Below are 22,517 nucleotides of genomic sequence, written 5' to 3' on the forward strand. Positions count from 1 at the left end.
GCCTGTTTCTCGGATGAAAAAGGCCTGTGGCCCAATGAAAACGAGCGCGAACAGCTATAAAAACCATAGCGCCTGTCCGTTGAAGGCGGAAAGAATCAGGGCTGCAGGATGTGGCCGGTGCGCGGGTCTCCCTTGCCGGCCAGCACTTCCTGGTAAGCGGCTTGCACCGCAACTTGCCCGGCATGCCGCTGGGCGATGAGCCAAGGCGTTTTGGCGCCCGTCACTTGCCGCGTGAAATCCCGCCAGGCGCGCACCAGCTGCTTTCCAAAGCCTTCTTTGCCCCAGTCGGTGATGCGTTTCTTGACCTGCGAAGGCGCAAAGAACAGCGTGGGCCGGGGGCCGGGCAACTCCTTGGCGCTGCCTTTGGCGGCCAGGTCGTCCACATGCGTGCCGCCTATCGAGCAGTTGTAGCGAAGCTGGCCAAAGCGGCTGTGAATGCGCTGGCGCAGGCTGGCGCTGCCCGCGAAGTCGACGTAAACGCAAGCCGTGTCGGCGCCAATCGCGTCGAGCTGGTCATAGGTCACCACACGGCTGTAGCACCCCAGGCTTTCACAAAAAGCGACGTTGCCTGGCGACGTGAGGGCGATCACCTCGATGCCCGGCCGCTTGGCCAGCTGGAAAGCCGTGCCATACGCCGTCTTGCTGGAGGCGCTGGACAGCAGCATGGCATTGGCACCGAAGAAGCCGTTGTCCGCCAGGAAGTCGTCAATCAGGAAGGAGGTGATGAACAGCGGCCGCAGAAGCGACTGCACATCTTCGGTGGCCGCGTCATAAAACGGGTCCGCGCTGCAGCGCATGTACTGGTTGTAGGCGACCGGCAGGGGCCGCCGGTGCGCAGCGCCGTCGAAAAAACCGGCGGGCGTCACGCGCGCCGGCTGCAGCACCAGCTCGCTGGCCATGGGGTAGTAGCCGTAAAACTTCTCCCCCACAGCCACGCCTTCGCATTGCGACTCCGCCACCACGGCAAAACCCCAGACGGGGATGCTGCCCCAGCTCTCTTCGCCGGTCGGGAAAAACTGCCAGTAGTTCATCGCGTCACCGAAGGCCGCATAGGTGATGTTGTTGGAGGTCAGCGCAAATGATTCGATGCCGAGCCGCACCTGGCCGGGCGTGAGCGGCAGAGGCGCATCGGTATGCCAGCGGGTTTCGGCAAGGGCGTCCTTTCGGACCTGGAAGGTGGTTGAAGCTGCGGTGTTCATGCGCACACCGTAAATGAAACGGCCCGCCGGTTCAACACCGGCGGGCCGCATTAGTGACACCCCCCCGTCCAAGCTCACTGCGTGTAGCTTGTTCCCCCCTCGAGGGGGCGGCGCCTGGGGCCGGCGAAGCCGGACCCTCGGCCCCCACTGGTGAATACCCCGCTGGGTTACGTCACTGAACTCTTCAATCCAGCATGAGCCGGGGCTCTATTACTTCAGGGTGATCACAACATCAATGTTGCCGCGGGTGGCGTTGGAGTACGGACAAACCTGGTGGGCTGCATCCACCAGCGCTTGTGCAGCGGCGCGGTCCATGCCGGGCAGGGTGATGTCCAGGCGCACGGCGATGCCGTAGCCGTTCGGGATCTTGCCGAGGTCAACGCTGGAGTCGATGGAAACGTCTGCAGGCACGTCGATTTTCTTCATGCCGCCGACAGCCTTCATCGCGCCGATGAAGCAGGCTGCGTAGCCGGCAGCAAACAACTGCTCGGGGTTGGTGCCGGTGCCGGCGGTGCCGGGCGAGCTCAGCGTGACGTCCAGGCGGCCGTCGTCGGTCTTGGACTTGCCGTCACGGCCGCCGGTGGTGTGGGCGTGGGCGGTGTAGAGAACTTTTTCGAGTGTGGTCATGGTGGCTTCCTTTGGAAAATACCCCGGATCGGGGCGGGTTAAAAATTCAGTGAAATGGTGAAAGAAATCAGGCGGTGAGGCGGTTGCGAAACGACTGCACCTGCTGCGTCAGCGACACCAGCTCGGGAATCGAGCATTGGGTGGCGCTCAGGATGCAACCCGGAATCTTGGCGGCCTTGGCCTTGAGCTTGCGGCCAGCCGCCGTCAGCGTGATGTGAACGCGGCGCTCGTCTTCCACCGCGCGGATGCGTGATACCAGCCCGGCGGATTCCATGCGCTTGAGCAGCGGGGTCAGCGTGCCCGAGTCCAGATAGAGCCGTTCACCGAGTTCCGAGACCGTCAGGCCGTCTTGCTCCCACAGCACCAGCATCGCGAGGTATTGCGGGTACGTGAGGCCCAGCTCTTCGAGCAGGGGCTTGTACAGCTTGGTCATGGCCAAAGAGGTGGAATACAGCGCAAAACACAGCTGGTTGTCCAGCTGCAGCATGGCGTCAGTGGCATTGGCGGTGTCGGTTTTGTTGGGCATAGGATGAATTATAGCGAGCAATTAAATTGTGTGCAAGTTAATTGTTTCCGGATGTTCCATGCCGACTTCCAGGGGCTTTGCACCGGGGCCGCCTGTACCGGGGGCGCGCCACTAAACTTGAGGCCATGCAAACACCCAGCACCGCGCGCGCGGCAAAGCCTTCGAAGGGCTCAGGAAAGCCCGCATCCGCAGCACAAATCATCGAAGAACTTCGCCCCGGCCAGTCGATCGAGCTGCTCAAGGAACTGCACATCCTCACGCGCGAAGGCAAGCTCAACCAGGACACGCGGCGCAAGCTCAAGCAGGTCTATCACCTGTACCAGTTCATCGAGCCCTTGCTCAATGAGGTGGCTGCGGAGAAGGCCGCCTTCAGCCTGGCCGACCACGGCGCCGGCAAGTCCTACCTGGGCTTCATCCTGTACGACCTGTTCTTTAATGTCGCGCACCGCGGCGAAAAAACCGCAGGCCATGTGTACGGCATTGAAACGCGTGCCGAGCTGGTTGAAAAGTCACGCGTGCTGGCCCAGCGGCTGGGTTTTGCGCGCATGTCGTTCCTGAATCTGTCGGTGCAGGAGGCCACCACTTCGGCTGAACTCCCGCCCACCGTGGACATCGTCACCGCCCTGCATGCCTGCGACACCGCCACCGATGACGCCATTGCATTCGGGCTGGCCAAAAATGCCCGCCACATGGTGCTGGTGCCGTGCTGCCAGGCTGAAGTGGCCGGTGTGCTGAAAAAAAGCCGTGCGCTGTCACTGTCTCGCACGCCGCTGGCCGAACTCTGGCGGCACCCGCTGCACACGCGTGAATTCGGCAGCCAGATCACCAATGTGTTGCGCTGCCTGCAGCTCGAAGCCAACGGCTACCAGGTCACCGTGACCGAGCTCGTGGGCTGGGAGCATTCGATGAAGAACGAACTCATTCTTGCCAGCCGGCCTGCGCAGCCGCAGGCCGGTAAAACCCGTGCCGCCCAAGCGCGTTTGCGTGAGGTGCTTGAAGAGTTGGGCCTGGGTGAACTGACCGCCCGCTTTGCGGTGCAGGCCGAGCCAGCCTAGAGCAGGGCCGGCGCTTCGCTGCGGCGCTCTGCCGCCAGCACCCGGATGGTGGTGATCAGCTGGTGCTGAGCCTCGGTGGGCGCCATGTCGGCGCGCAGCGTCAACCCCACCAGCTCTTCGGTGCCGGCCATGCTGACGGGCAGGCGCACCAGCGTGCCCTTGTCCAGGTCCGGCCGCACAGCCCCCAGCGGCGAAAGCCAGACTGCATCGCTTTGCTGCGTGTAGCCGCGTGCGATGGACACCGACAGCGTTTCGACCAGGCGCACGGGGGGCGGCAGGCCGCGTGTGAGGAAAAATCCGTCGGCGGTATGGCGTATGGCCGTGCCCTGCGTGGGCAGGATCGTGGTGAAGGCCTGCAAGCCGACCAGCGGATCGGCCTTGCGCCCTGCTTGCGCCAGCAGCGGGTGGTCGGGGCGTACCGCCAGTACCAGTGGGTCGGCATACAGGTGCTCAAACGTCAGGCCCAGCATATGGGCCGGTTCGGCAAAACGCCCAATCACCAAATCCAGCGCGCGCTGGCGCAGGCTGGCCAGCAGTTCTGGGTTGGCGCCGGTCTGGATGCGCAGGCTGGTGTGCGCATCCGGCCCGGACTGGGCCTCTTGCCGCGCCAGCAGCAAGGGCATCAGCCACGGTGCCACCGTCGGCAGCACACCGATGGCAATCACCGCGCTGCCCTGCCGCCGCGTCTGCGCAACGCTGGCGACAGCTTCGCGCAGCGCGCTCACGCTGGCGCCGGCATGCCGCAAAAAGGCTTCGCCCTCGCGCGTGGGCACGGCGCCCTTGCGCCCGCGCTCAAACAATCGCACCGCCAGCAGGCCCTCAAGTTCTTTCAGGGTTTTGGATACGGCGGGCTGCGTGATGGCGAGCACGTCGGCCGCCTTTTGCAGGCTGCCATGCTGCGCCACCGCCAGAAAGCACTGCAGGTGCCGGTATTTGATGCGTTCATCGACCATGCTCCAATTTGACCATTTGGTTATGGATAAGTCGAGAAAATGTCAATATACATAACCATTGAGGCCGATTAAAGTCGCGGCAGCGTAGAAAAGCGCGCCGCGACCAGGGCGCCAGCGCATGCAACCCATTGGAGACATCGATGAAACCCGACCTGAACAACAGTTTTCTGGCCCCACGCGACTGGACCAGCCATTCGCCCCATATTTATCCCGGCTACAAATCCACCTTGCTGCGCGGCCCCAAGCAGCCGCTGGTGCCCATCAAGCAGGCGCTGGCGCAGCTCAATGCGCCCGTCTATGGCGCCGGGCAGTTCGGCCCGCTGGACAGCGACCTGACCAAAAACGCCGTCATGAATGGCGACCCGCTGGGTGAACGCATCATCGTCACCGGCCGCGTGCTGGACGAAGACGGCCGCCCCGTGCGCAACACGCTGGTGGAAGTCTGGCAAGCCAATGCGGCGGGCCGCTACGTGCACAAGGTCGACCAGCACGACGCGCCGCTGGACCCGAACTTCCTGGGTGCCGGCCGCTGCATGACCGACAACGAAGGCCGCTACAGCTTCAAGACCATCAAGCCCGGTGCCTACCCCTGGGGCAACCACCCCAACGCCTGGCGGCCGCAGCATATTCACTTCTCGCTGTTTGGTGATTACTTCGCCAGCCGCCTGGTGACGCAGATGTATTTCCCCGGCGACCCGCTGCTCGGCTACGACCCCATGTACATGGGCGCGCCCGAAAGCGTGCGCGAGCTGATGGTCTCGAAATTCAGTCTCGACGTGACCCAGCCCGACTACGCGCTCGGTTATGTGTTCGACATCGTGCTGCGCGGCCCCAAAGCCACGCGTTTTGAATAAGCGGCAGGAAGACAACGCCATGACGACTACAAGCCCACTTAAACAAACCCCTTCGCAAACCGTCGGCCCCTTCTTTGCCTATGGCCTCACACCTACGCAATACGGCTACGACCTCAAAAGCCTGTTCACGCCCGTGCTGGCCCAGCCGAATGCCAAGGGCGAGCACATCCGTATCACCGGCCAGGTGTTTGACGGCGCCGGCAATGCCGTGATGGACGCGATGGTCGAGATTGCCCAGCCCGACGGCAGCGGGCAGCCCATCTCGTCGGTGGCCGATGCCGAAGCACGCGGCTTCACCGGCTTTGGCCGCTGCGGCACCGGCACCCTGCCGCAAAGCCATTACGAATTCTTCACCGTCAAGCCCGGCGCTGTGGCGGGGCAAGCACCGTTCATCAACGTCTGCGTCACCATGCGCGGCCTGCTGGTGCATACCTTCACGCGTATCTACTTTGATGATGAGGCGGAAGTGAACGGCAAAGACGCGGTGCTGGCCAGCGTGCCGGCCGAACGGCGTGCCACCCTGGTTGCCCAACGCGACATGACGGGCGCCGGACCGGTTTACCGATTCGACATCCGCATGCAGGACAGCGCGGCCGGCAAGGAGACGGTGTTCTTCGACCTGTGAGTGTGGACCGGGGTTGTGCGGCTGGCCTTGTCTGCTATCAATAAGATAGCTTGTTGCGCTCGTCCCTATTGGCCTACGCCCACTTTTCTTATAAGAACCGCCCGTAAGGCTACAGCCATGCGGCCATGGCGGCAACGCCGCCATGAAGGTTGTTACGCACGCTGGTGTACAGGCGCGGCCCGCACACGCTATAAAACAGGCCATCACCATCAAGAGGCCTGCCATGACCATTCATCTGGACCACTTCATCGTATCGGCGCGAGACAAGGTGGCTTCGGCCAGGTTTTTGGCAGAGCTGCTCGGCGTGCGGTGGGCTGAAACCACGATAGGGCCTTTTTCAGCCGTCTACATCAACGACGGCTTGACGCTGGACTTCATCGACACCGACGAAGACTTTCCCGTCGAGCATTTCTGCTTTCGCGTGAGCGAGCAGGAATTCGATGCGATCCTGGGGCGCATCCAGGCGGCAGGAATCCAATACCGTAGCTCGGTTCGCGGCCCCATGGACATGCAGGTCAGCACATACCTTGGCGGCAAGGGCATCTACTGGAACGAGCCCGAAGGACACCAGTGGGAGATGCTCACGGTGAGTTATGCGCGTGGATGAGATCCACCCCCGTCCAGGCTCACTGCGTGTAGCCTGTTCCCCCCTCAAGGGGGCGGCGCCTGGGGCCGGCGAAGCCGGACCCTCGGCCCCCGCTGGTAAATAACTTCGCCCCTGTTACGCTCCTGAATTCTTAACCCAGCATGAGCCGCGGGACTGGCTTTGCCAGACCGCAGGCGGGCGGCCCCCTTGGGGGGCAGGGAGCTACACGAAGTGAGCGACCGTGGGGGCTCAGTCACCCTCCCCGTAATCGTGATCCGGGTGATTGACGGTGCCCAGCTTCCAGTAACCGCGGCCCACGATGTGTCCACGCTCCATGCCCAGCTCTTCAATCAGCAACTTGCGAATGCGGCGCATGGCCGCGGCCTCGCAGGCCAGGTAAATGCGCGTGCCGGGTGCGGGCGCGCCGGCTTTGCGCAACGCGGCTTCCAGTGCCTGGCCAGCCTGCGTGTTGTCACTGCCGCGTGCGGTCCAGTGCGCTTCTACTTTGGCAGCACTGTGCAGCGCGCGTTCTTCCGCCGCATCCACCACTTCGACCAGCACGCGCGCCTGCGCCGTGGCGGGTAGGGCGGCCAGAATGGTTTCAAACGCGGGCAAGGCACTGTCGTCACCGATCAGGAAATGCGCAGGCGCATCCAGCTGAACTTTGTAGCCAGGGCCGGGGCCCATCAAATACAGCACCTGGCCCGGTTGAGCCTGCGCAGCCCAGGTGGAGGCAGGGCCGTCGCCGTGCAGCACAAAATCCACATCGACCTCGTGCACATCGTTGCGCACTGCCAGCGGCGTGTAAGTGCGCATGGACTTCGGCCGCGGCCCATCGGGCAGTGGGCGCTCGGGCTCGGTCTGACCTGGCTCAGGAAAAATCAGTTTCATGTAGCAGGCCGGGTCGGCCACCTCAAAGCCTTCCAGCTCAGCGCCTTGCAGCGTGATGCGGCGCATCAGCGGGCTCAAGGTTTGCACGCGGGTGACCTGCACATGGCGCGGCGGCCGGCGCTTGCGCGGCGCGGCGTCGGGAGAAGGGACGGCTGCTGAGGGTGTTGTGGACATGGTGTCTTTCAGGGAGGGCGGCGCATGCTGCGGCCCACAGGTTAAAACTCTAATTGAGAATAATTATCATCTGATTGCAATGGACTGATGGTTTGCAGGGGAAAGACTGGCACGCGTCCTACTTGAGGCGCAACTCTGCTGCAGTAGAGTAAGGACGGGCAAAGTAAAAAGCTCGGGCGTGAGCTGTTACCCATGCCCCAAGGCCTCCGGCCCCCGGCGTTACCCCATTCCCCGTTTTCCGTCCCCCGTTTCCATTTGCCACTTCATCTCCAGCGTATGACCACCATCGGAACCTCCGCTTTCCCCGCGCCACCCAAAGTCGTGCAGGGCCGTCGGAGAGCTGAAGGGTGAACGAGGGGGCCACTGAATGAACTTCGCAGCACTGCTTTCCTGGGCGGACGACTCGTCGCTGCACGTGTTGCTGGCGGCCTGCATCGGCGTTGCCCTGGCGCTGGTGGTACACACGATAGGCGCTGTCGTGGTCCTGCGCCTGACGCGTTCCATGCCGGTCATGGCCCGGGTCGCAGAGCAATGCCGCTCTCCGGTGCAGGTGCTGCTGCCCCTGATTGCCCTGCAGATCGTCTGGCACAGCGCACCGGATACCTTTCCGCTGATCAACGGGGTGCGCCATGCCAATGGCCTGCTGCTGCTCGCCGCCCTGACCTGGGCGGGCATGCGCGCGGCGCGCGGGGCCGCACTGGGCGTGATCGGCCTGCACCCGGTCGATGTGGAGGACAACCTCAACGCCCGCCGCATCCATACGCAGACCCGCATGCTGGCGCGCACCGCCATGTTCATCGTGCTGCTGACGGGGCTGGCCTTGATGCTGATGACCTTTCCCGGCGCGCGCCAATTCGGGGCCAGCCTGCTGGCTTCGGCGGGTGTGGCGGGGCTGGTGATCGGTATCGCGGCGCGGCCCGTGTTCAGCAACCTGATTGCCGGCCTGCAGCTGGCGCTGGCGCAGCCCATCCGCCTGGACGACGTGCTGATCGTGCAGGGCGAATGGGGCCGGGTGGAGGAGATCACCGGCACTTACGTGGTGCTAAAAATCTGGGACGAGCGGCGCCTGATCGTTCCGTTGCAGTGGTTCATTGAAAACCCGTTCCAGAACTGGACGCGCACCGGCGCCCAGATCATCGGCACGGTCTTTATCTGGGTTGACTACCGCACGCCCCTGGCCCCGCTGCGCGACGCGGCACGGCGCGCCTGCGAGGAAGCGCCCGAGTGGGACAAGCGGCTGTGCCTGCTGCAGGTGGTGGAGGCGGGCGAGCGCAGCATGCAGCTGCGGGTGCTGGTGACCTCCGCCAACTCCAGCCTGAACTGGGACCTGCGCTGCAAGGTGCGCGAGGCGCTGGTGGACTTCATGCAGCGCGAATACCCGCAGCATTTGCCGCTGGTGCGTACGGAGTCGGCCGAGTCGCGGCAGCCGGCGGAACTGCCGGTGGCCGGCCCGGCCGGCGAGCTCAGGCGGCCCTGAGCCGGGCGGGCTGCTGGCCCTCGCCCACGCAGCGCATGAAGGCATGGCTGTCGATCAGCGGAAAGCCTTTGGCGTCCGGCAACTGGTAGTGCCACCATTCGTTGGGGTGGTGCACAAAGCCTGCTTCCAGCATGACCGTGAGCAGCCGCATGCGGTTGACCTGGACGGCCACAGGGTGTGCCGTGTGAAAGTGATGGGACCCGTGCGTCATGGTGTCGACCGGCGTGCCCATGTCCAGCTCCTGCCCGTCGTGCGCCAGCAGCGTGACATCAAGCGCCACGCCCCGTGTGTGGTTGGAGCCCTTGGCCGGATCGGCGATGTAGGCGGGGTTGGGCGCCACGGCCCAAAGTGCCTCCTGCGCTTCCTGCGGCCTGAAGGCGTCGAAAATCTTGAGCTGAAAGCCCATGTCTTTTGCGGCCGCTATGGCTTTGCGCAGGCCGGCGTCTGCCTGCGGATGCAAGAAGCACAGCGGGCTGTCATAAATCACCTGGCCGGTGAAGTTGTTGGTGCTTGCGTAGATCAGGTCGATCACCACGCCATGACTGGCTTCTGTGACAGGAACGAGCGGTGAAAGATTTTCCATGGGCGGGTGATATTTATAAAAAATAAGGCTGCAGGCCAATAGGGTCGTGCGCAAGCAGCTACCAAAAGTATAGCAACTGACGGACCTATTGGAACGCGACTTCCGAAAAGCTGCGCAGCTTGCGGCTGTGCAGCTGCGTGATGCCTTCGGCGCGCAGTAGCTCGATGGCACGGATGCCAATGCGCAGGTGCTGGTCGACGCGCTCGCGGTAGAAATGGTTGGCCATGCCGGGCAGCTTGATCTCGCCGTGCAGCGGCTTGTCGCTCACGCACAGCAGGGTGCCGTAGGGCACGCGAAAGCGAAAGCCGTTGGCGGCAATCGTTGCGCTTTCCATGTCCAGTGCCACGGCGCGGCTCTGGCTGAAGCGGCGCTGCGGCTGGTTGCCCGGCAGCAGCTCCCAGTTGCGGTTGTCGGTGGAGGCCACGGTGCCGGTGCGCATGATGCGCTTGAGGTCGGGGCCCACGGCGTGGGTCACGTCAGCCACGGCTTTTTCCAGCGCGACCTGGATTTCAGCCAGCGCCGGGATCGGCACCCACAGCGGCAGCTCTTCGTCCAGTACGTGGTCTTCGCGCACATAGCCATGGGCCAGCACGTAGTCGCCCAGTTGCTGGCTGTTGCGCAGGCCGGCGCAGTGGCCCAGCATGATCCAGGCGTGCGGGCGCAGCACGGCGATGTGGTCGGTGATGTTCTTGGCGTTCGCCGGGCCCACGCCGATGTTGACCATGGTGATGCCGGTGCGGTCGGCGCGTAGCAGGTGGTAGCCCGGCATTTGCGGCAGGCGGGGCGGCTGCACGCCAAGCTCGTCGCCGGCCTCGGCGGGCAGGCCGGCGCGCCGGGTCACCACGTTGCCGGGCTCGATGAAGGCGGTGTACTCGCTGTCCGGGTCGGCCATGGCTTCATGGCCCAGGCGCACGAACTCGTCGATGTAGAACTGGTAGTTGGTGAACAGCACGAAGTTCTGGAACCAGTGCGGCGAAGTGCCGGTGTAGTGGCGCAGGCGCTGCAGCGAATAGTCGACGCGCGCCGCGGTGAACAGCGACAGCGGCTGCGGTTCGCCGGGCAGGGGTTCATACGTACCATTCGCGATGCCGTCGTCCATGGCGGCCAGGTCGGGCAGGTCGAACACGTCGCGCATCAGCATGCGGCGGGCTGCGTCCATACTGCCTTCAATATGGTCGTTCTCTGCAAATGAGAAATGGATGGGGATGGGCTGCGTGCTGGTGCCTATTTCCAGCTCCACATCGTGGTTCTGCATCAGCAGGCGGAACTGTTCAAGGTAATAGTTGCCGTAGAGGTCCGGCCGGGTCAGTGTGGTTTCAAAGCGGCCGGGACCGGCCACAAAACCAAAACTCAGCTGCGAGATGTCGGGCGTCTCCAGGATGGCGCGGGCCACGGTGTCGGTATGGATGCGCACGAAAGGGTAGCAGGCGCGCACATGGCCGGGCAGGGTTTCGCCGGCCACATAGCGCTGCATTGCATCGCGCAGGTGGGCAATCTGCTGGTCATAAATGGCGCGAACCTGTGCCAGTGCGGCGGCCGGGTCGCTGTAGCGGGTCGGGGCTATGAAAGGCGGCAGATAGGGCATGAAAAAAGCCTTGTTTTTATGGTGAAGGTCCATCAGGTGGTTTTCGCAAAGCGTAGCACCGCAGGGCATGCACATCATTGTGCTGCAAGTGCCGCGGCACACCCTAGAATGCCCTGATGAAACACCACAACCTTTCGGGGCACCTGCGCACGCTGGCGGCAGTCTTGCTCGGTACCCTGTGCCTGCAGGTGGCCCAGGCGCAGGCCCCGGCACCGGGCCGCGCTCCACAGGCGCCGGCCACCGCACCAGCCCAGATATCGCGCGACGCCCAGCGTGCCTATGAAACCACGCGCGACAAACTGGTGCAGATCCGCACCCTGCTGCGCAACTCCAACACCCAGGCCAGTGTGGGCTCGGGCTTTTTTGTGTCTGCGAACGGGCTCATCATCACCAACTTCCATGTGGCCAGCCAGCTGGCGCTGGAGCCCGAGCGCTATCGCGGCGTCTACGTGCCGGTGGACGGCAAGGAGGCCGAGGTTGAATTGCTCGCCTTTGACGTGCGCAACGACCTGGCGCTGCTGCGCGTGAAAACGCCGGCTACAGGAATGCCGCAGCTGGCTTTTCGCGGCGCGGACAGGCCCCTGGCGCGCGGCGAACGCATTTATTCATTGGGCAATCCGCTGGATATCGGGTTTGCCGTAACCGAGGGCACCTACAACGGCCTCGTGCAGCGCAGCTTTTACCCACGCATCTTTTTCGGCGGCGCGCTCAACCCCGGCATGAGCGGCGGCCCGGCTTTGGACGATGCCGGCCAGGTGGTCGGTATCAACGTATCCAAGCGGCTGGACGGCGACCTGCTGAGTTTTCTGATCCCCGCCGAATTCGCCCAGGCCTTGTTGGCCAAGGCCGCTTCGGCCAAGCCCATCACCAAACCGGCACATGCCGAGGTGGCGCGCCAGCTGGGCGAGCACCAGGCCCTGCTGACGCAAAAGTTCACCGCGGTGCCGCTCACCGCGCAAAAACATGGCGGCTACAGCGTGCCCGTGCCCGAAGATTCCCTGGCCCGCTGCTGGGGCCGCGGACGCGAGCCCGACTTCAAGGCCTTTGACCTGGAGCGCACCGACTGCCAGATTGACAGCCACGTGTTCGCGGGCGATTTCAACACCGGCTACATCCGCCTGCGCTACGAAGCCTACAACGCGCCCAAGCTGGGCCCCTTGCGTTTTGCCGTCATGTACTCGCAAAGTTTCGGCAATGAGTACTTCTCTACCCGGGGTTCACGCAAGGCCACGGCGGCCGAGTGCTCCGAACGCTTCGTCGAAACGGGCGGCATGCCCATGCGCGCCGTGGTGTGCATGAGTGCTTACCGCAAGCTGCCGGGCCTCTACGATGTGTCTGTGCTGACCATGTCCGTCAACCAGTCCACACGCGGTGTGCAAGGGCGCATGGATGCGCAGGGCGTAAGTTTTGACAACGGCCTCAAGCTGGTGGCGCATTACCTGGGCGGTTTTAAATGGGAGGCCGCACCATGAGCGCCGGCAATCTTGCCCTGCTGCAGGCCACCGACCGCAACGGTGCACTGGTGGGCCGCCTTGACGTGCGGCACTGGCCCGTTACCGTGGGCCGCGCACTCACCGCCGACCTGGTATTGGATGACGGCCATGTGGCCGCTGAACACCTGCGCATAGACCGCACGCCGGAAGGCGAAGTGATGGTGCAGGTGCTGGACACGGTCAATGGTGTCGCGCTGAACCGGACGCTGCATGGCCAGGGCACGCAGTTCAGCTGGCCTGCCGGCGAGGCCCTGACCCTGGGCCGGCTGAAGCTGGGGCTGCGCCTGGCGGAAGCGCCGGTAGCCGCTGAAGAGCGGCTACCGCACTTTCCGTGGCGCACGACCGGCTGGACCCTGCTGGCATTGGCCGCCATGCTGGCCCTGGTGGTGGGGCAGTCGTGGCTGACCCTGACCGAGCCTTCCCAGCTGGCGCGGCAGTTGCCCGGCCTGATGGCGGCGGTGGCCATGGCGATCACCGTGTGGGCGGGGCTGTGGGCCCTGGCCACCAAGCTGTTTACCGGCCACCTCCAGTTTTGGCGCCATGTCCGTATTGCCTGCACCAGTTCGGTGGCGATACAGCTGGTTGCCACGCTGGCCGGCCTGCTGGCTTTCATGTTCTCGCTGGAAAGCCTGGCGCGCTTTGAAGTGCCGCTGCTGTTGCTGGGGGCGGCTGCGGCCGTCTATGTGCACCTGACGGTCATCGTCCCGCAGCGCCGCCGTGGACTGGCGGGGCTGGTGGCCGGCGTGACCGTGCTGGGCATCGTTGCCATGCTGGGCACCAACTGGCTGCAGAACAAGCGCCTGTCCAACAAGCTCTACATGTCCACCCTCTACCCGCCGTCCCTGCGCATGGCGCCGGCTGTGCCCCTGGCGCAGTTTCTCGGAGAGGCCGGCACCATCCGCCAGCGCCTCGACGAACGCCTGAAAGACCGCGAGCCGGATTCGGATACGCCTGAAGATCCGGACGCGGACTAGGCAAAGCCTCCGGCCTGTTTCATGCAAGTTCAAAGTCGAGGTGGAGCCCGGGAAATGCAATCACGTCATCTGATGGTGCTTTCCGCCTGCATTCGTTTTGCATTGGCTGTGCTGCTGCTGGGCGGCGCTTTGCAGTCGAAGGCCCAGGACTGGACCGTGCAGACTTTGTCCACCCGTGTATCGCCAACCGGACAGAGTGTCACGCTGGCCATTGCCCTTTACGGCGATGCGGTTGGGGGCAACCAGCCGGTCAGGCACGTGCTGGTCTACCCGCAACCCGGCGGTGTACCCCAACTCAAGGTTGCCAACGGCCCTGCCGCGTTAACCCTCGGCGGGCCCTGGGTGCGTGGGGCGGTTCAGCTGCAGGCCCAGGGTGTGGCCCTGGTGTACGTGGACCCGCCCAGCGATGCCGAACGCCGTAACCTCAACGCCAGGCCGCGCCGGGAGGTGCGGCAAGACCTTGCCGCGGCGCTCAAGCAGGCGCAGCAGTCGTTTCCCGGAGCGCAGGTTCATCTGGCCGGCTTTTCCCTGGTGGCTCCGCTGCTGGACATCGCCGACGACCTGGAAGGATTCGGGAAGATCGTCGTGGCCTCCAGCGTATTGAAGAACAACCGCACCAGCGACTGGAGCGCCTTGCGCAAGCCCGTACTGATGCTGCACGCGCCTGGCGCTCAATGCGACAGTGCACCTTTTCCGGAGGCGCAAATCCTGGCCCAGCGCAGCCGTTTTACTTTTGTCCAGGTAGGTTACGAGCAGCAGGACGGCAAGGATGATTGCGGGCGTGGTAGCCAGCACGTGCTGCAGGGGCAGGAGGCCATTGTGGCCAAGGCCGTCGCCGGCTGGCTTGAGGGGCAGGAACCGGCCCCTGTTATCGGCTATGCCAGCCCGCCCATTGCCTGGCGAGAGGAAGTCATCACTTACCAGGTGCCCGGCACCTTCGGCACCAACCGGCTGGAAGCCACTTTGCTGTTACCCGAGGTCCGTCGTTTTGGCGGGGGCCCTTATCCGGTTACGGTATTCAGTCACGGGGATATCGTATTCAATCGCGACAAGGAACGGTTCCGCGATATGGTGGTTGCGCGCGAGTTTCTGCAAATGGGCGTGGCCGTGCTGATGCCCGCACGCCGTGGCGTGGGCATGTCTGAAGGCACTTATCCGAAAAACTTTTCCCATGAGGACGGCGACGCCACTTACAAGGCGCGTGTACAGTCCGAAGACGTCTTGCCCGCATTGGTCTGGCTCAAGACCCGCCCGGAGCTTGATGCCAGCCGGCTCATCCTCTCGGGCCAGTCGGCCGGAGGCTACCTCTCGATGTACCTCGCCAGCCAGAGCCCGACGGGGCTCATCGGGACCATCGATTTTTCAGGCGGGCGAAACGATATAAGAAAAATCGGCAGCGGCCCCGGCCACCTCAACCGGATGATGGTGGATGGGTTCGCGGAGTTCGGAAAAACCACGCGCGTTCCCACGCTCTGGGTCTTCGCGGAAAACGACAGCCGCTATACCGCCAACACCATACGCGCTTCCTACGAAGCGTTTCAGGCGGCAGGGGGCAAGGGACGCTTGCTGCTTCAGCCCCCGATCGAGGGTGACGGACATCATATTTATCACAAACCTGCTTTATGGCGCACCGCCCTCAAAGAGTATTTGAGCGAGATCGGAGTGGCGGCGCGTGCTAACTGAAGTTTCGGCGGTCTTGCCATTTTTTCGTGGCGATGTCGTGCATCAAAGACCTTGAAACACAGCTGCATCGGCCCGCCAACGTGCGTGCCGGGCATTGCGTTGAGATTGCACCGGGAGGGCGCTGAAATCAGTCCTTGACCGGCTCGCGCATCGTCACAAACTCTTCCGCCACCGTGGGGTGGATGCCGATGGTGCTGTCAAATATTGCCTTGGTCGCACCGGCCTTCATGGCCACGGCAAAACCCTGCACGATTTCGCCGGCGTCCGGCCCCACCATGTGCAGGCCGACCACACGGTCGGTGGCGTCTTCGACCAGCAGCTTCATGAGCGTGCGTTCGGTGCTGCCGCTCAGCGTGTGCTTGAGTGCCTTGAAGTCGGCGCGGAACACCGTGACCTTGCCGAACTTTGCGCGCGCATCGGCCTCTGAATAGCCAACCGTGCCGATGTTGGGATGGGTGAAGACGGCGGTCGGCACAAACTCATAACTCATGTTGCGCGGCTTTTTGCCGGCGGCCGGCCCGAAGAGCTGGTCCACCACCACCATGGCTTCGCCCAACGCCACCGGTGTCAGCTGCATGCGCGCCGTCACATCGCCCAGCGCATAGATGGACGGCACCGAGGTCTGGTAGTGCGCATTGACCTGGATCGCACCGGCTGCGTTGACGGCCACACCGGCAGCTTCAAGCCCGATGCCATTCGCATTGGGAACCCGGCCCGTGGCGTAGAGCACGGTGTCCACCTCCAGGCCGCCGCCGTCCTTGAGCGTCACCTGCAGGCCTGTGGCGGTTTTGGCGATAGCGGCGATCTCTGCGCCCAGCTGCAGGGTGATGCCGGTCTTGCTCATCTCGGCGGCAATGAAGCGCCGCACATCATCGTCAAAGCCGGTCAGCAGCATGTCGCGACGATGCACCTGGGTGACCTGTGAGCCCAGCCCATTGAAGATCGAGGCGAATTCGCAAGCGATGTAGCCGCCGCCCACCACCAGCAGGCGCTTCGGGAAGGGGTTGAGGTCAAACATGTGGTCCGAGGTCACCACATGTTCGCGTCCCGGCACGGCAGGCACTGTGGCGGTACCGCCTGTGGAGATCAGGATGTTTTTGGCCGTGAACTTTTTGTCGTCGACCTCGACGGTGTGCTCGTCAAGCAGCCGTGCCCAGCCGGTGATGATCTGCACGCCGGCGCTTTCAAGCAGCTGCACATAAATGCCGTTGAGCCGCGAAATCTCGCGGACACGGTTGGCCTTGAGCGTGTCCCAGTCAAACACCGGCGCCTCGCCGGTCCAGCCGAAGCCGCGCGACTCTTCAAAGCTGTCGCCGTAGTGGGCCGCATAGCTGTAGAGCTTTTTGGGAATGCAGCCCACGTTCACGCAGGTGCCGCCCATCGCAGCGAATTCGGCCAGTCCCACACGGGCGCCGCGCTGGGCCGACATGCGCGCGGCGCGCACACCGCCGCTGCCGCCGCCGATCACGAAAAGGTCAAAATCAAAAGTCTGCATTCGCTGTCCTTGTTCTGGTGTCTGCTGACGTTGCTTTTTCGGGTGCCTTGATGCCGGCTCTCAAGACTGGAATTCCCGGAGCTCTTTTTTCATCCACTCAATGAACACCCGCGTGCGCATGGGCAGCAGCCGGGCGTGCGGGTAAACAATGTTGATGGGCCGGGGCGGCGGCTCGAAACCCTCCAGCACGGTGCGCAATTGTTTGGTTTTTAAAAACGGCGCCACCTGGTAAGACAAAAAAGAACCGAATCCCACACCCGCCGCGCAGGCCGCCACAGCCGGTGCGATCTGGTTGAACTCCAGATTACCACTGACGGCAAGCCGAAGCGGTCGGCCCTGGTCTATGAACGGACCCCATGTGGGGGAATGGTCCGTCAGTCGCACGCAGTTGGCCTTGAGCAGGTCCTTGGGGTGCTTTGGTACGCCGTGGCGGCGAACCCAGGCCGGGCTGGCCACCACCAGGCGGCGGATGGTGCCCACCTTCTGCGCCACCAGGCTGGAGTCTTCAGGCTCGCCGATGCGAATACCGACGTCGATGCCTTCTTCCAGCAGATTCACCACGCGGTCCAGCAGCACCATGGAGCAGCGCATCTTGTCGTGGTGCTGCACAAAGCGCGTGACGGCGGGCGCCACATGCATCTGGCCGAACAGCATGGGCGCGGTAATGGTCAGGTGTCCGGCGGGTTCGGCCGCGTCGGCCGTCAGTGCCGCTTCTGCGTCCGCGAGTGTGGCCAGCACCTGCCGGCAGCTCTCCAGGTGGCGCCGGCCTTCCTCGGTCAGTGAGATGCGCCGGGTGGTGCGGTTGAAGAGGCGCACGCCCAGCTGCGCCTCGAAGCCGGCCAGCGTGCGCACCATGGCCGGCAGCGACGATTCCATGACCTGGGCTGCGGCCGTGAGGCTGCCTTGTTCGGCAATGTGAATAAAGGCCTGCATGGCCCGGAGTTTGTCCATGGCGACATGCTACGCCTGTTGCGGGGATTCATCCACTTAATGGATTAGTTAAATATCATCAGAACCATTTATTCAAGATAACGGTTCAAACAGAATCCTCTCCCGAGAGCAAGATTTTTCAACCTGCCGAAAGCCCCGCCATGAGCACACCCGCCGCCAAAGCCCAGCCCGCACAACCCATACGCCTGTACCGCGTCGCCATCTCCGGCCATTCACACCGGGTGGAGCTGTTTCTCTCGCTGCTGGGCCTGCCCTTCGAGCGCATCGAGATCGACCTGGCCACCAAAGGGCACAAGACGCCGGCCTTCCTGGCCATGAACGCCTTCGGCCAGGTGCCGGTGATCCAGGACGGTGAAGTCACGCTGGCCGATTCCAACGCCATCCTGGTCTACCTCAACGCACGCTACGCGCCGGATGCCGAGCAATGGCTGCCGCGCGACCCGTTGGCCGCTGCGGCGGTGCAGCGCTGGTTGTCGGTCGCTGCGGGGCAGCTCGCCTCCGGCCCGGCCGCCGCGCGCGTCATCCAGCTGTTCAAGCGGCCGGAAAGTCCGGAAGCCATTGAGCGCGCGCATGCCCTGTTCGCGGTGATGGAGCAGCAGCTGGGCCAGTCGGCTTTTCTCGCGGGCAGCACCCCCACACTGGCCGACATCGCCAACTACAGTTATTCGGCCCATGCGCCGGAGGGCAAGGTCTCGCTGGAAGCCTACCCGCGCATACGCGCCTGGCTGGCCCGCATAGAGGCCTTGCCGCGCTTTGTGCCCATGGTCAGGACGCCGATAGGGCTGGCCGCATGAGCACCGCCACTTTCCACGAAGGCGAGCGCGCTGCGCAAGCGCGCGTGGGCGCGGCCGTGCGCGCGCGCATGGCGGAAATCGGCCCGCGCGTGATTCGCGACTTCATGCCCGACCAGCACCGTGAGTTTTTTGAGCAACTGCCTTTTGTGGTTGCCGGCACGGTGGACGCGAGCGGCCAGCCCTGGGCCTCGGTGCTGGCCCAGCCGCCGGGTTTTATCCACTCGCCCGATGCGCATCACCTGGTGGTGCGCACGCAGCCGCTCGCAGGTGATCCCCTGCAAGGCACGCTGGCAGACGGCGCCGCGATAGGCCTGCTGGGCATAGAGCCGCACACGCGCAGGCGTAACCGCATGAACGGCATCGTTCGCGGCGTGAGTGCCTCGGGCTTCGCTGTGGAGCTGAGCCAGAGTTTCGGCAACTGCCCCAAATACATCCAGGCGCGCGAGCCTGTCTATGCGGACCGTCCCGCGCCCGCAGCCGGGCCGGTGGTGCACGCGTCGGCGCAGCTCAATGACGCGGCGCGCCGCATGATTGAACAGGCGGACACGCTGTTCATCGCCACAGCCTATGAGGGCAACGGTGAGCAAGCCGGCCGCGCCGGCGGCGTGGACGTGTCGCACCGCGGCGGCAAGCCCGGCTTTGTGCGCGTGGAGGCCGACGGCACCCTGACCGTGCCGGACTTCGTCGGCAACTACTTCTTCAACACCTTGGGCAACCTGGTAGTGAACCCGCGTGCCGGCTTGCTGTTCATTGATTTCGACAACGGCGACCTGCTGTACCTGGCCGTCACGGCCGACATCATCTGGGACGGGCCCGAGGTGCAGTCCTTCACCGGCGCGCAGCGCCTGATGCGTTTCAAGGTGCAGTCCATGCGGTTGGTGGAATCTTCCTTGCCGCTGCGCTGGGGCGAGGCGGAACTCTCCCCGGTGCTGGAAGCTACCGGCGCCTGGGCTTAGCCTATGGCTTCGAGCGCGAGTTCGCGCTCCAGCCACGCGCGAAACTTCTGCACGGCGGGCCGCTCTGCACTGTGGGCTGAGATCACGATGCGATAGCCCAAACCCGCGACCGTCTCGCCGGGCAAGACAACCGTGAGCTGGCCGCTGCGCAACAGCGGCAGCACCAGTGGCGTGCGCCCTATCGCGACGCCGGCGCCTTGCACGGCCGCGGTCAGGACATGCTCGTACTGCGAAAAATACAGGCACGGCTGCTGCGCCGATTGTTTCAAGCCCAGGCGCTCGTACCAGTCCGGCCACGACATCCAGGGGAAACGCGTGGCCGGGTCGTAATAGACCAGTAGCGGTGTGGCCGTGATGTCGGCGGCGTTACGAATGCGCGTCGCGACGGCCGGCGCCGCCACCAGCAGGGCCTGCTCCTGCAGCAGGGGTGGCGGGTCTTCGCCGCCCGGCAGCACAGGGTAGAGCCGCACGGCCAGATCCATGCCTTCGCGCTCCAGGTTGACGCGCGCTTCCGTGGCGTCGACGCGCACATCGATGGCGGGCTCCAGCAACTGGAACCTGGCGAGTTTGGGCGCCAGCCACAGCGCGGCGAAAGAGGGCGTGGTGGTGACAGCCACAGAGACCCTGTCCACCGCCAGCAGGCGGTCCACGGCCGAGGCCAGCTGCGCCAGCGCGGCGCGGGCCGTCTCATAAAGCTCACGGCCTTGCGGCGTCAGGCTCAGGCCCTTGCCGCCACGCAGGAACAGCGTCGTGCCCAGCGCATCTTCCAGGCTTTTCACTTGCTTGCTCACGGCCGACTGCGTGATGCAAAGCTCTTCGGCCGCCGCCGTAAAGCTCAGGTGCCGTGCCGCGGATTCAAAACCGCGGATGGCATCGAGCGACATGGCGCGCAATGCGCTGGTGGAAGGGCTGCTCAGCATGGCATGAATGATTGGAATACCCCGTATGACAAACCATCCGGCCACGCGGGCCGGCTCCGTTGAAGAATCAAACCACACTTTTCAAGGAGTCCGCCATGCATGCCCTGCAAACCCTACAAACTCCACAGACTCCGCTGAAGCTCGGGCCCATCCCCAAACCCTTGCGCTTGCCGCGCGGCCAGGTTTTGGCCTGCACTGGGGGTTGCCTCTGGATCACCAGCGATGCGCTGGCTGGACGCCGGGACAGCGACGTGGTGCTGGAGAACGGCCAGTCCTTTGTCACGCCGCAAGCCGCGACTTATTTTGTGGGTGCCCCGCGCGGTTGCGGTGTGTTGTCATTCGTATCCCCCGACGCTATTGCCCGAAAACCTGAGGAGACACCATGCTGATAGAAACTGAGCGCCGCGGCCAACACGTGATACTGACCCTGAATCGGCCCGAGAAACTGAACGCACTGAACTACGCCCTGATCGATGAGCTCATGGACAGGCTGAACGCCCTGGAGCGCGACGACAGCGTGCGCTGCCTGGTGGTGACGGGGCAGGGTGACAAGGCTTTCAGCGCGGGCGCCGATATCGCGGGCTTTGCGCCCGACATCGCAGCGTCGCCCGAGGCGGCTTACCGCAACTTCGTCATGCGCGGCCAGACGATGACGCGGCGCATCGAAAACTACCCCAAGCCCATCATCGCGGCCGTCAACGGCATCGCCTTCGGCGGCGGTTGCGAAACCATGGAAGCCTGCAGCCTGGCGATTGCGGCGGAGCACGCCAGCTTTGCCAAACCGGAAATCCGGCTGGGCTTTCCACCGCCCTTTGGCGGCACGCAGCGCCTGCCGCGCCACATAGGGCGCAAGCGCGCCAACGAAATGATCCTCACCGGCGACGCCATCAGTGCCGAGGAAGCCCTGTTGATAGGCCTCATCAACCATGTGGTGCCGGCCCATGACCTGCTTCCGGCGTGCCTGCGAATGGCCGACCGCATCGCCGAAAACTCCGCAGTGGCGGTGACGGCCTCGCTGCGTGCGGTGACGCGGGGCCTGAATGTTTCCATCGACGAGGGCCTGGCCATAGAGGCCGCGCAGTTCATGATCGCAGCGGCTTCCCCAGACGCACGAGAGGGAACGGCAGCGTTTGTGGAGAAGCGGCAACCGGTATTCCTTCATCGGTGACGACTGCATTTTTTCGCAGGCCGCACAGGATAGTGCATCACATCACATCACATCACATCACATCAGGTGCGCCCGGGTGACATTTCGCGTCGTTTGCGACGCAGATCACGGATGCCAGGTTGCCCGCAGCGCCGTGGAAGGCATGGCGCCGAGCGCTTGCCCGAGCTGCTTCGCCGCCAGAACCGTGGCGGGCGCGTAACGCGCGAGTACCGCACCCGTCAGTCGTTCCACCGGGCCCGCCGTGCTGACAGAGCCCAGCACGGCGCCATGGCGTCCGCGCACGGCCGCGGAGACGCTCGCGATTTTCGAGTTCCGCTCGCCGCGGGTGATGTGGAAACCGCATCGACGGATGCGCTCATTCAGATTGCCCGGTTCGCCCAGGGCGGCCAGAATCACCCGGCCGGCGGATCCGCGGTCCAGGGGAAAAACCTCGCCAGAGCGAATTTGGCTCTGAACACCTGCCGTTCCCTCGCAACGCATCAGGCAGCTGCGCAGGTTGCCTTCGAAGACGAAGAACGAGGCGCTTTCTCCCGTGGCCGTACCAAGCTGGCGAAGGATGGGTTCGATGGCGGAGTCGAGGTCGAACTGCGCCTGGTAGCGGGAGCCCATCCAGCCTACTGCAGGGCCGAGCCGCCACGCACCGTCTTCGCGCCTGACGAGGAATCTGGCTGCAGCGAGCGTGCGCGCAAGCCGCAGCACCGTGGGTTTGTGCATGCTGGTACGGCGTGCGAGCTCCGCCAGCGGGAGAAAGAGCTCGTCGCCTTCGAAGGCAGTGAGGATAGCCAGCGCACGCGCCACGGCCGTGACGTTCTCGTCGCCTGGACGCGTCGAGGTTCCCACCGGCCCGTCCGCGAGAAGTCGCTTCGGCGTCGCATGCGGCGGCTTGGACCTGGACTCTTGCGGCATGGCCGGATTGTATTCAAGCCCGCGCACCGTTACGTCAGGCGT

Annotated in this window: 23 protein-coding genes; 12 read left to right on the top strand and 11 right to left on the bottom strand. The window is 64.2% G+C overall.

All coding sequences use genetic code 11. The annotated features are described in order from the left end of the window. Positions 1-95: 95 nt before the first annotated feature. The 3 genes from AC1D13_RS11510 to AC1D13_RS11520 all read right to left on the bottom strand — a co-directional run bounded on the left by AC1D13_RS11510 (position 96) and on the right by AC1D13_RS11520 (position 2,352). On the bottom strand, positions 96-1,199 hold the full coding sequence (locus AC1D13_RS11510) for a DUF2855 family protein (protein ID WP_477689554.1): 1,104 nt from the start codon (positions 1,197-1,199) through the stop codon (positions 96-98). A gap of 210 nt (positions 1,200-1,409) precedes the next feature. After that, the gene (locus AC1D13_RS11515) at positions 1,410-1,826 is read right to left on the bottom strand and encodes an organic hydroperoxide resistance protein (RefSeq protein WP_457281342.1); all 417 of its coding nucleotides are present in this window, start codon (positions 1,824-1,826) and stop codon (positions 1,410-1,412) included. A gap of 67 nt (positions 1,827-1,893) precedes the next feature. Continuing rightward, on the bottom strand, positions 1,894-2,352 hold the full coding sequence (locus tag AC1D13_RS11520; RefSeq protein ID WP_477666494.1) for a MarR family winged helix-turn-helix transcriptional regulator: 459 nt from the start codon (positions 2,350-2,352) through the stop codon (positions 1,894-1,896). Between the two features lie 125 nt (positions 2,353-2,477). On the opposite strand from AC1D13_RS11520, the gene AC1D13_RS11525 reads away from it, so the two are divergent. Next, entirely contained in the window at positions 2,478-3,407 is a 930-nt protein-coding gene (locus AC1D13_RS11525; RefSeq protein ID WP_477666495.1) for a class I SAM-dependent methyltransferase, read from the top strand. On the opposite strand, the gene pcaQ is transcribed toward AC1D13_RS11525, so the two are convergent. Continuing rightward, complete coding sequence (gene pcaQ, locus AC1D13_RS11530) at positions 3,404-4,360, bottom strand: pca operon transcription factor PcaQ (RefSeq protein ID WP_477666496.1); 957 nt, start codon at positions 4,358-4,360, stop codon at positions 3,404-3,406. The genes AC1D13_RS11525 and pcaQ overlap by 4 nt on opposite strands. A 140-nt stretch (positions 4,361-4,500) precedes the next feature. Here pcaQ and pcaH point away from each other — a divergent pair, with 140 nt between their 5' ends. From pcaH to AC1D13_RS11545, 3 genes are all read left to right on the top strand, one after another. Then, positions 4,501-5,214, top strand: coding sequence for a protocatechuate 3,4-dioxygenase subunit beta (gene pcaH, locus AC1D13_RS11535; protein ID WP_477688311.1), 714 nt, complete (start codon positions 4,501-4,503; stop codon positions 5,212-5,214). Positions 5,215-5,233: 19 nt separating this feature from the next. Continuing rightward, on the top strand, positions 5,234-5,839 hold the full coding sequence (gene pcaG / locus AC1D13_RS11540) for a protocatechuate 3,4-dioxygenase subunit alpha (protein WP_477689555.1): 606 nt from the start codon (positions 5,234-5,236) through the stop codon (positions 5,837-5,839). 223 nt (positions 5,840-6,062) lie between these two features. Then, positions 6,063-6,446, top strand: a complete 384-nt coding sequence (locus tag AC1D13_RS11545) for a VOC family protein (RefSeq protein ID WP_477666499.1) — start codon at positions 6,063-6,065, stop codon at positions 6,444-6,446. 228 nt (positions 6,447-6,674) lie between these two features. Here the strand turns inward: AC1D13_RS11545 and AC1D13_RS11550 are convergent, their stop codons facing one another. Beyond that, a complete protein-coding gene (locus AC1D13_RS11550; protein WP_477666500.1) occupies positions 6,675-7,490 on the bottom strand; it encodes a siderophore-interacting protein in 816 nt (271 codons plus the stop codon). 367 nt (positions 7,491-7,857) lie between these two features. Between AC1D13_RS11550 and AC1D13_RS11555 the strand changes: the two genes are divergently transcribed. Next, positions 7,858-8,967: a mechanosensitive ion channel family protein gene (locus AC1D13_RS11555; RefSeq protein ID WP_477666501.1), complete on the top strand. Its 1,110-nt coding sequence runs from the start codon at positions 7,858-7,860 to the stop codon at positions 8,965-8,967. On the opposite strand, the gene ddpX is transcribed toward AC1D13_RS11555, so the two are convergent. Together ddpX and AC1D13_RS11565 are read right to left on the bottom strand one after the other, a co-directional pair. Next, positions 8,954-9,550, bottom strand: coding sequence for a D-alanyl-D-alanine dipeptidase (gene ddpX / locus AC1D13_RS11560; protein ID WP_457281333.1), 597 nt, complete (start codon positions 9,548-9,550; stop codon positions 8,954-8,956). The two genes, AC1D13_RS11555 and ddpX, sit on opposite strands and share 14 nt — an antisense overlap. Before the next feature lie 85 nt (positions 9,551-9,635). After that, positions 9,636-11,135: an AMP nucleosidase gene (locus AC1D13_RS11565; protein ID WP_457281652.1), complete on the bottom strand. Its 1,500-nt coding sequence runs from the start codon at positions 11,133-11,135 to the stop codon at positions 9,636-9,638. A gap of 116 nt (positions 11,136-11,251) precedes the next feature. Here AC1D13_RS11565 and AC1D13_RS11570 point away from each other — a divergent pair, with 116 nt between their 5' ends. From AC1D13_RS11570 to AC1D13_RS11580, 3 genes are read left to right on the top strand one after another with little or no spacing between them, the layout of a single operon-like run. Further along, the gene (locus AC1D13_RS11570; protein WP_477689556.1) at positions 11,252-12,607 is read left to right on the top strand and encodes a S1 family peptidase; all 1,356 of its coding nucleotides are present in this window, start codon (positions 11,252-11,254) and stop codon (positions 12,605-12,607) included. Beyond that, a complete protein-coding gene (locus AC1D13_RS11575) occupies positions 12,604-13,602 on the top strand; it encodes an FHA domain-containing protein (RefSeq protein WP_477689557.1) in 999 nt (332 codons plus the stop codon). Before AC1D13_RS11570 ends, AC1D13_RS11575 begins: the two co-directional genes overlap by 4 nt. Before the next feature lie 54 nt (positions 13,603-13,656). Further along, on the top strand, positions 13,657-15,285 hold the full coding sequence (locus tag AC1D13_RS11580; protein ID WP_477666503.1) for an alpha/beta hydrolase family protein: 1,629 nt from the start codon (positions 13,657-13,659) through the stop codon (positions 15,283-15,285). A 127-nt stretch (positions 15,286-15,412) separates the two neighbouring features. Here AC1D13_RS11580 and gorA read toward each other — a convergent pair whose 3' ends face one another. Continuing rightward, positions 15,413-16,780 (bottom strand): glutathione-disulfide reductase, encoded by a 1,368-nt coding sequence (gene gorA / locus AC1D13_RS11585; RefSeq protein ID WP_457281329.1) that lies wholly within the window; start codon positions 16,778-16,780, stop codon positions 15,413-15,415. Positions 16,781-16,840: 60 nt separating this feature from the next. Then, positions 16,841-17,731, bottom strand: a complete 891-nt coding sequence (locus AC1D13_RS11590) for a LysR family transcriptional regulator (RefSeq protein WP_477666504.1) — start codon at positions 17,729-17,731, stop codon at positions 16,841-16,843. A 140-nt stretch (positions 17,732-17,871) separates the two neighbouring features. On the opposite strand from AC1D13_RS11590, the gene AC1D13_RS11595 reads away from it, so the two are divergent. Then, the gene (locus AC1D13_RS11595; protein WP_477647537.1) at positions 17,872-18,525 is read left to right on the top strand and encodes a glutathione S-transferase family protein; all 654 of its coding nucleotides are present in this window, start codon (positions 17,872-17,874) and stop codon (positions 18,523-18,525) included. Then, entirely contained in the window at positions 18,522-19,481 is a 960-nt protein-coding gene (locus tag AC1D13_RS11600) for a pyridoxamine 5'-phosphate oxidase family protein (RefSeq protein WP_457281326.1), read from the top strand. The genes AC1D13_RS11595 and AC1D13_RS11600 overlap by 4 nt, the downstream gene beginning before the upstream one ends. Here AC1D13_RS11600 and AC1D13_RS11605 read toward each other — a convergent pair. Beyond that, positions 19,478-20,401: a LysR substrate-binding domain-containing protein gene (locus tag AC1D13_RS11605; RefSeq protein WP_477689558.1), complete on the bottom strand. Its 924-nt coding sequence runs from the start codon at positions 20,399-20,401 to the stop codon at positions 19,478-19,480. The two genes, AC1D13_RS11600 and AC1D13_RS11605, sit on opposite strands and share 4 nt — an antisense overlap. Before the next feature lie 95 nt (positions 20,402-20,496). Between AC1D13_RS11605 and AC1D13_RS11610 the strand changes: the two genes are divergently transcribed. Continuing rightward, a complete protein-coding gene (locus tag AC1D13_RS11610) occupies positions 20,497-20,790 on the top strand; it encodes a DUF2917 domain-containing protein (protein ID WP_477689559.1) in 294 nt (97 codons plus the stop codon). Further along, positions 20,784-21,569 carry a crotonase/enoyl-CoA hydratase family protein gene (locus tag AC1D13_RS11615; RefSeq protein WP_477689560.1) on the top strand — a complete coding sequence of 262 codons (786 nt, stop codon included), beginning with the start codon at positions 20,784-20,786 and terminating at the stop codon, positions 21,567-21,569. The genes AC1D13_RS11610 and AC1D13_RS11615 overlap by 7 nt, the downstream gene beginning before the upstream one ends. A 105-nt stretch (positions 21,570-21,674) precedes the next feature. Here AC1D13_RS11615 and AC1D13_RS11620 read toward each other — a convergent pair whose 3' ends face one another. Beyond that, positions 21,675-22,475, bottom strand: a complete 801-nt coding sequence (locus AC1D13_RS11620) for an IclR family transcriptional regulator (protein ID WP_477689656.1) — start codon at positions 22,473-22,475, stop codon at positions 21,675-21,677. Positions 22,476-22,517 lie beyond the last annotated feature (42 nt).

It is taken from the genome of Polaromonas sp. P1_E12, assembly GCF_056405975.1.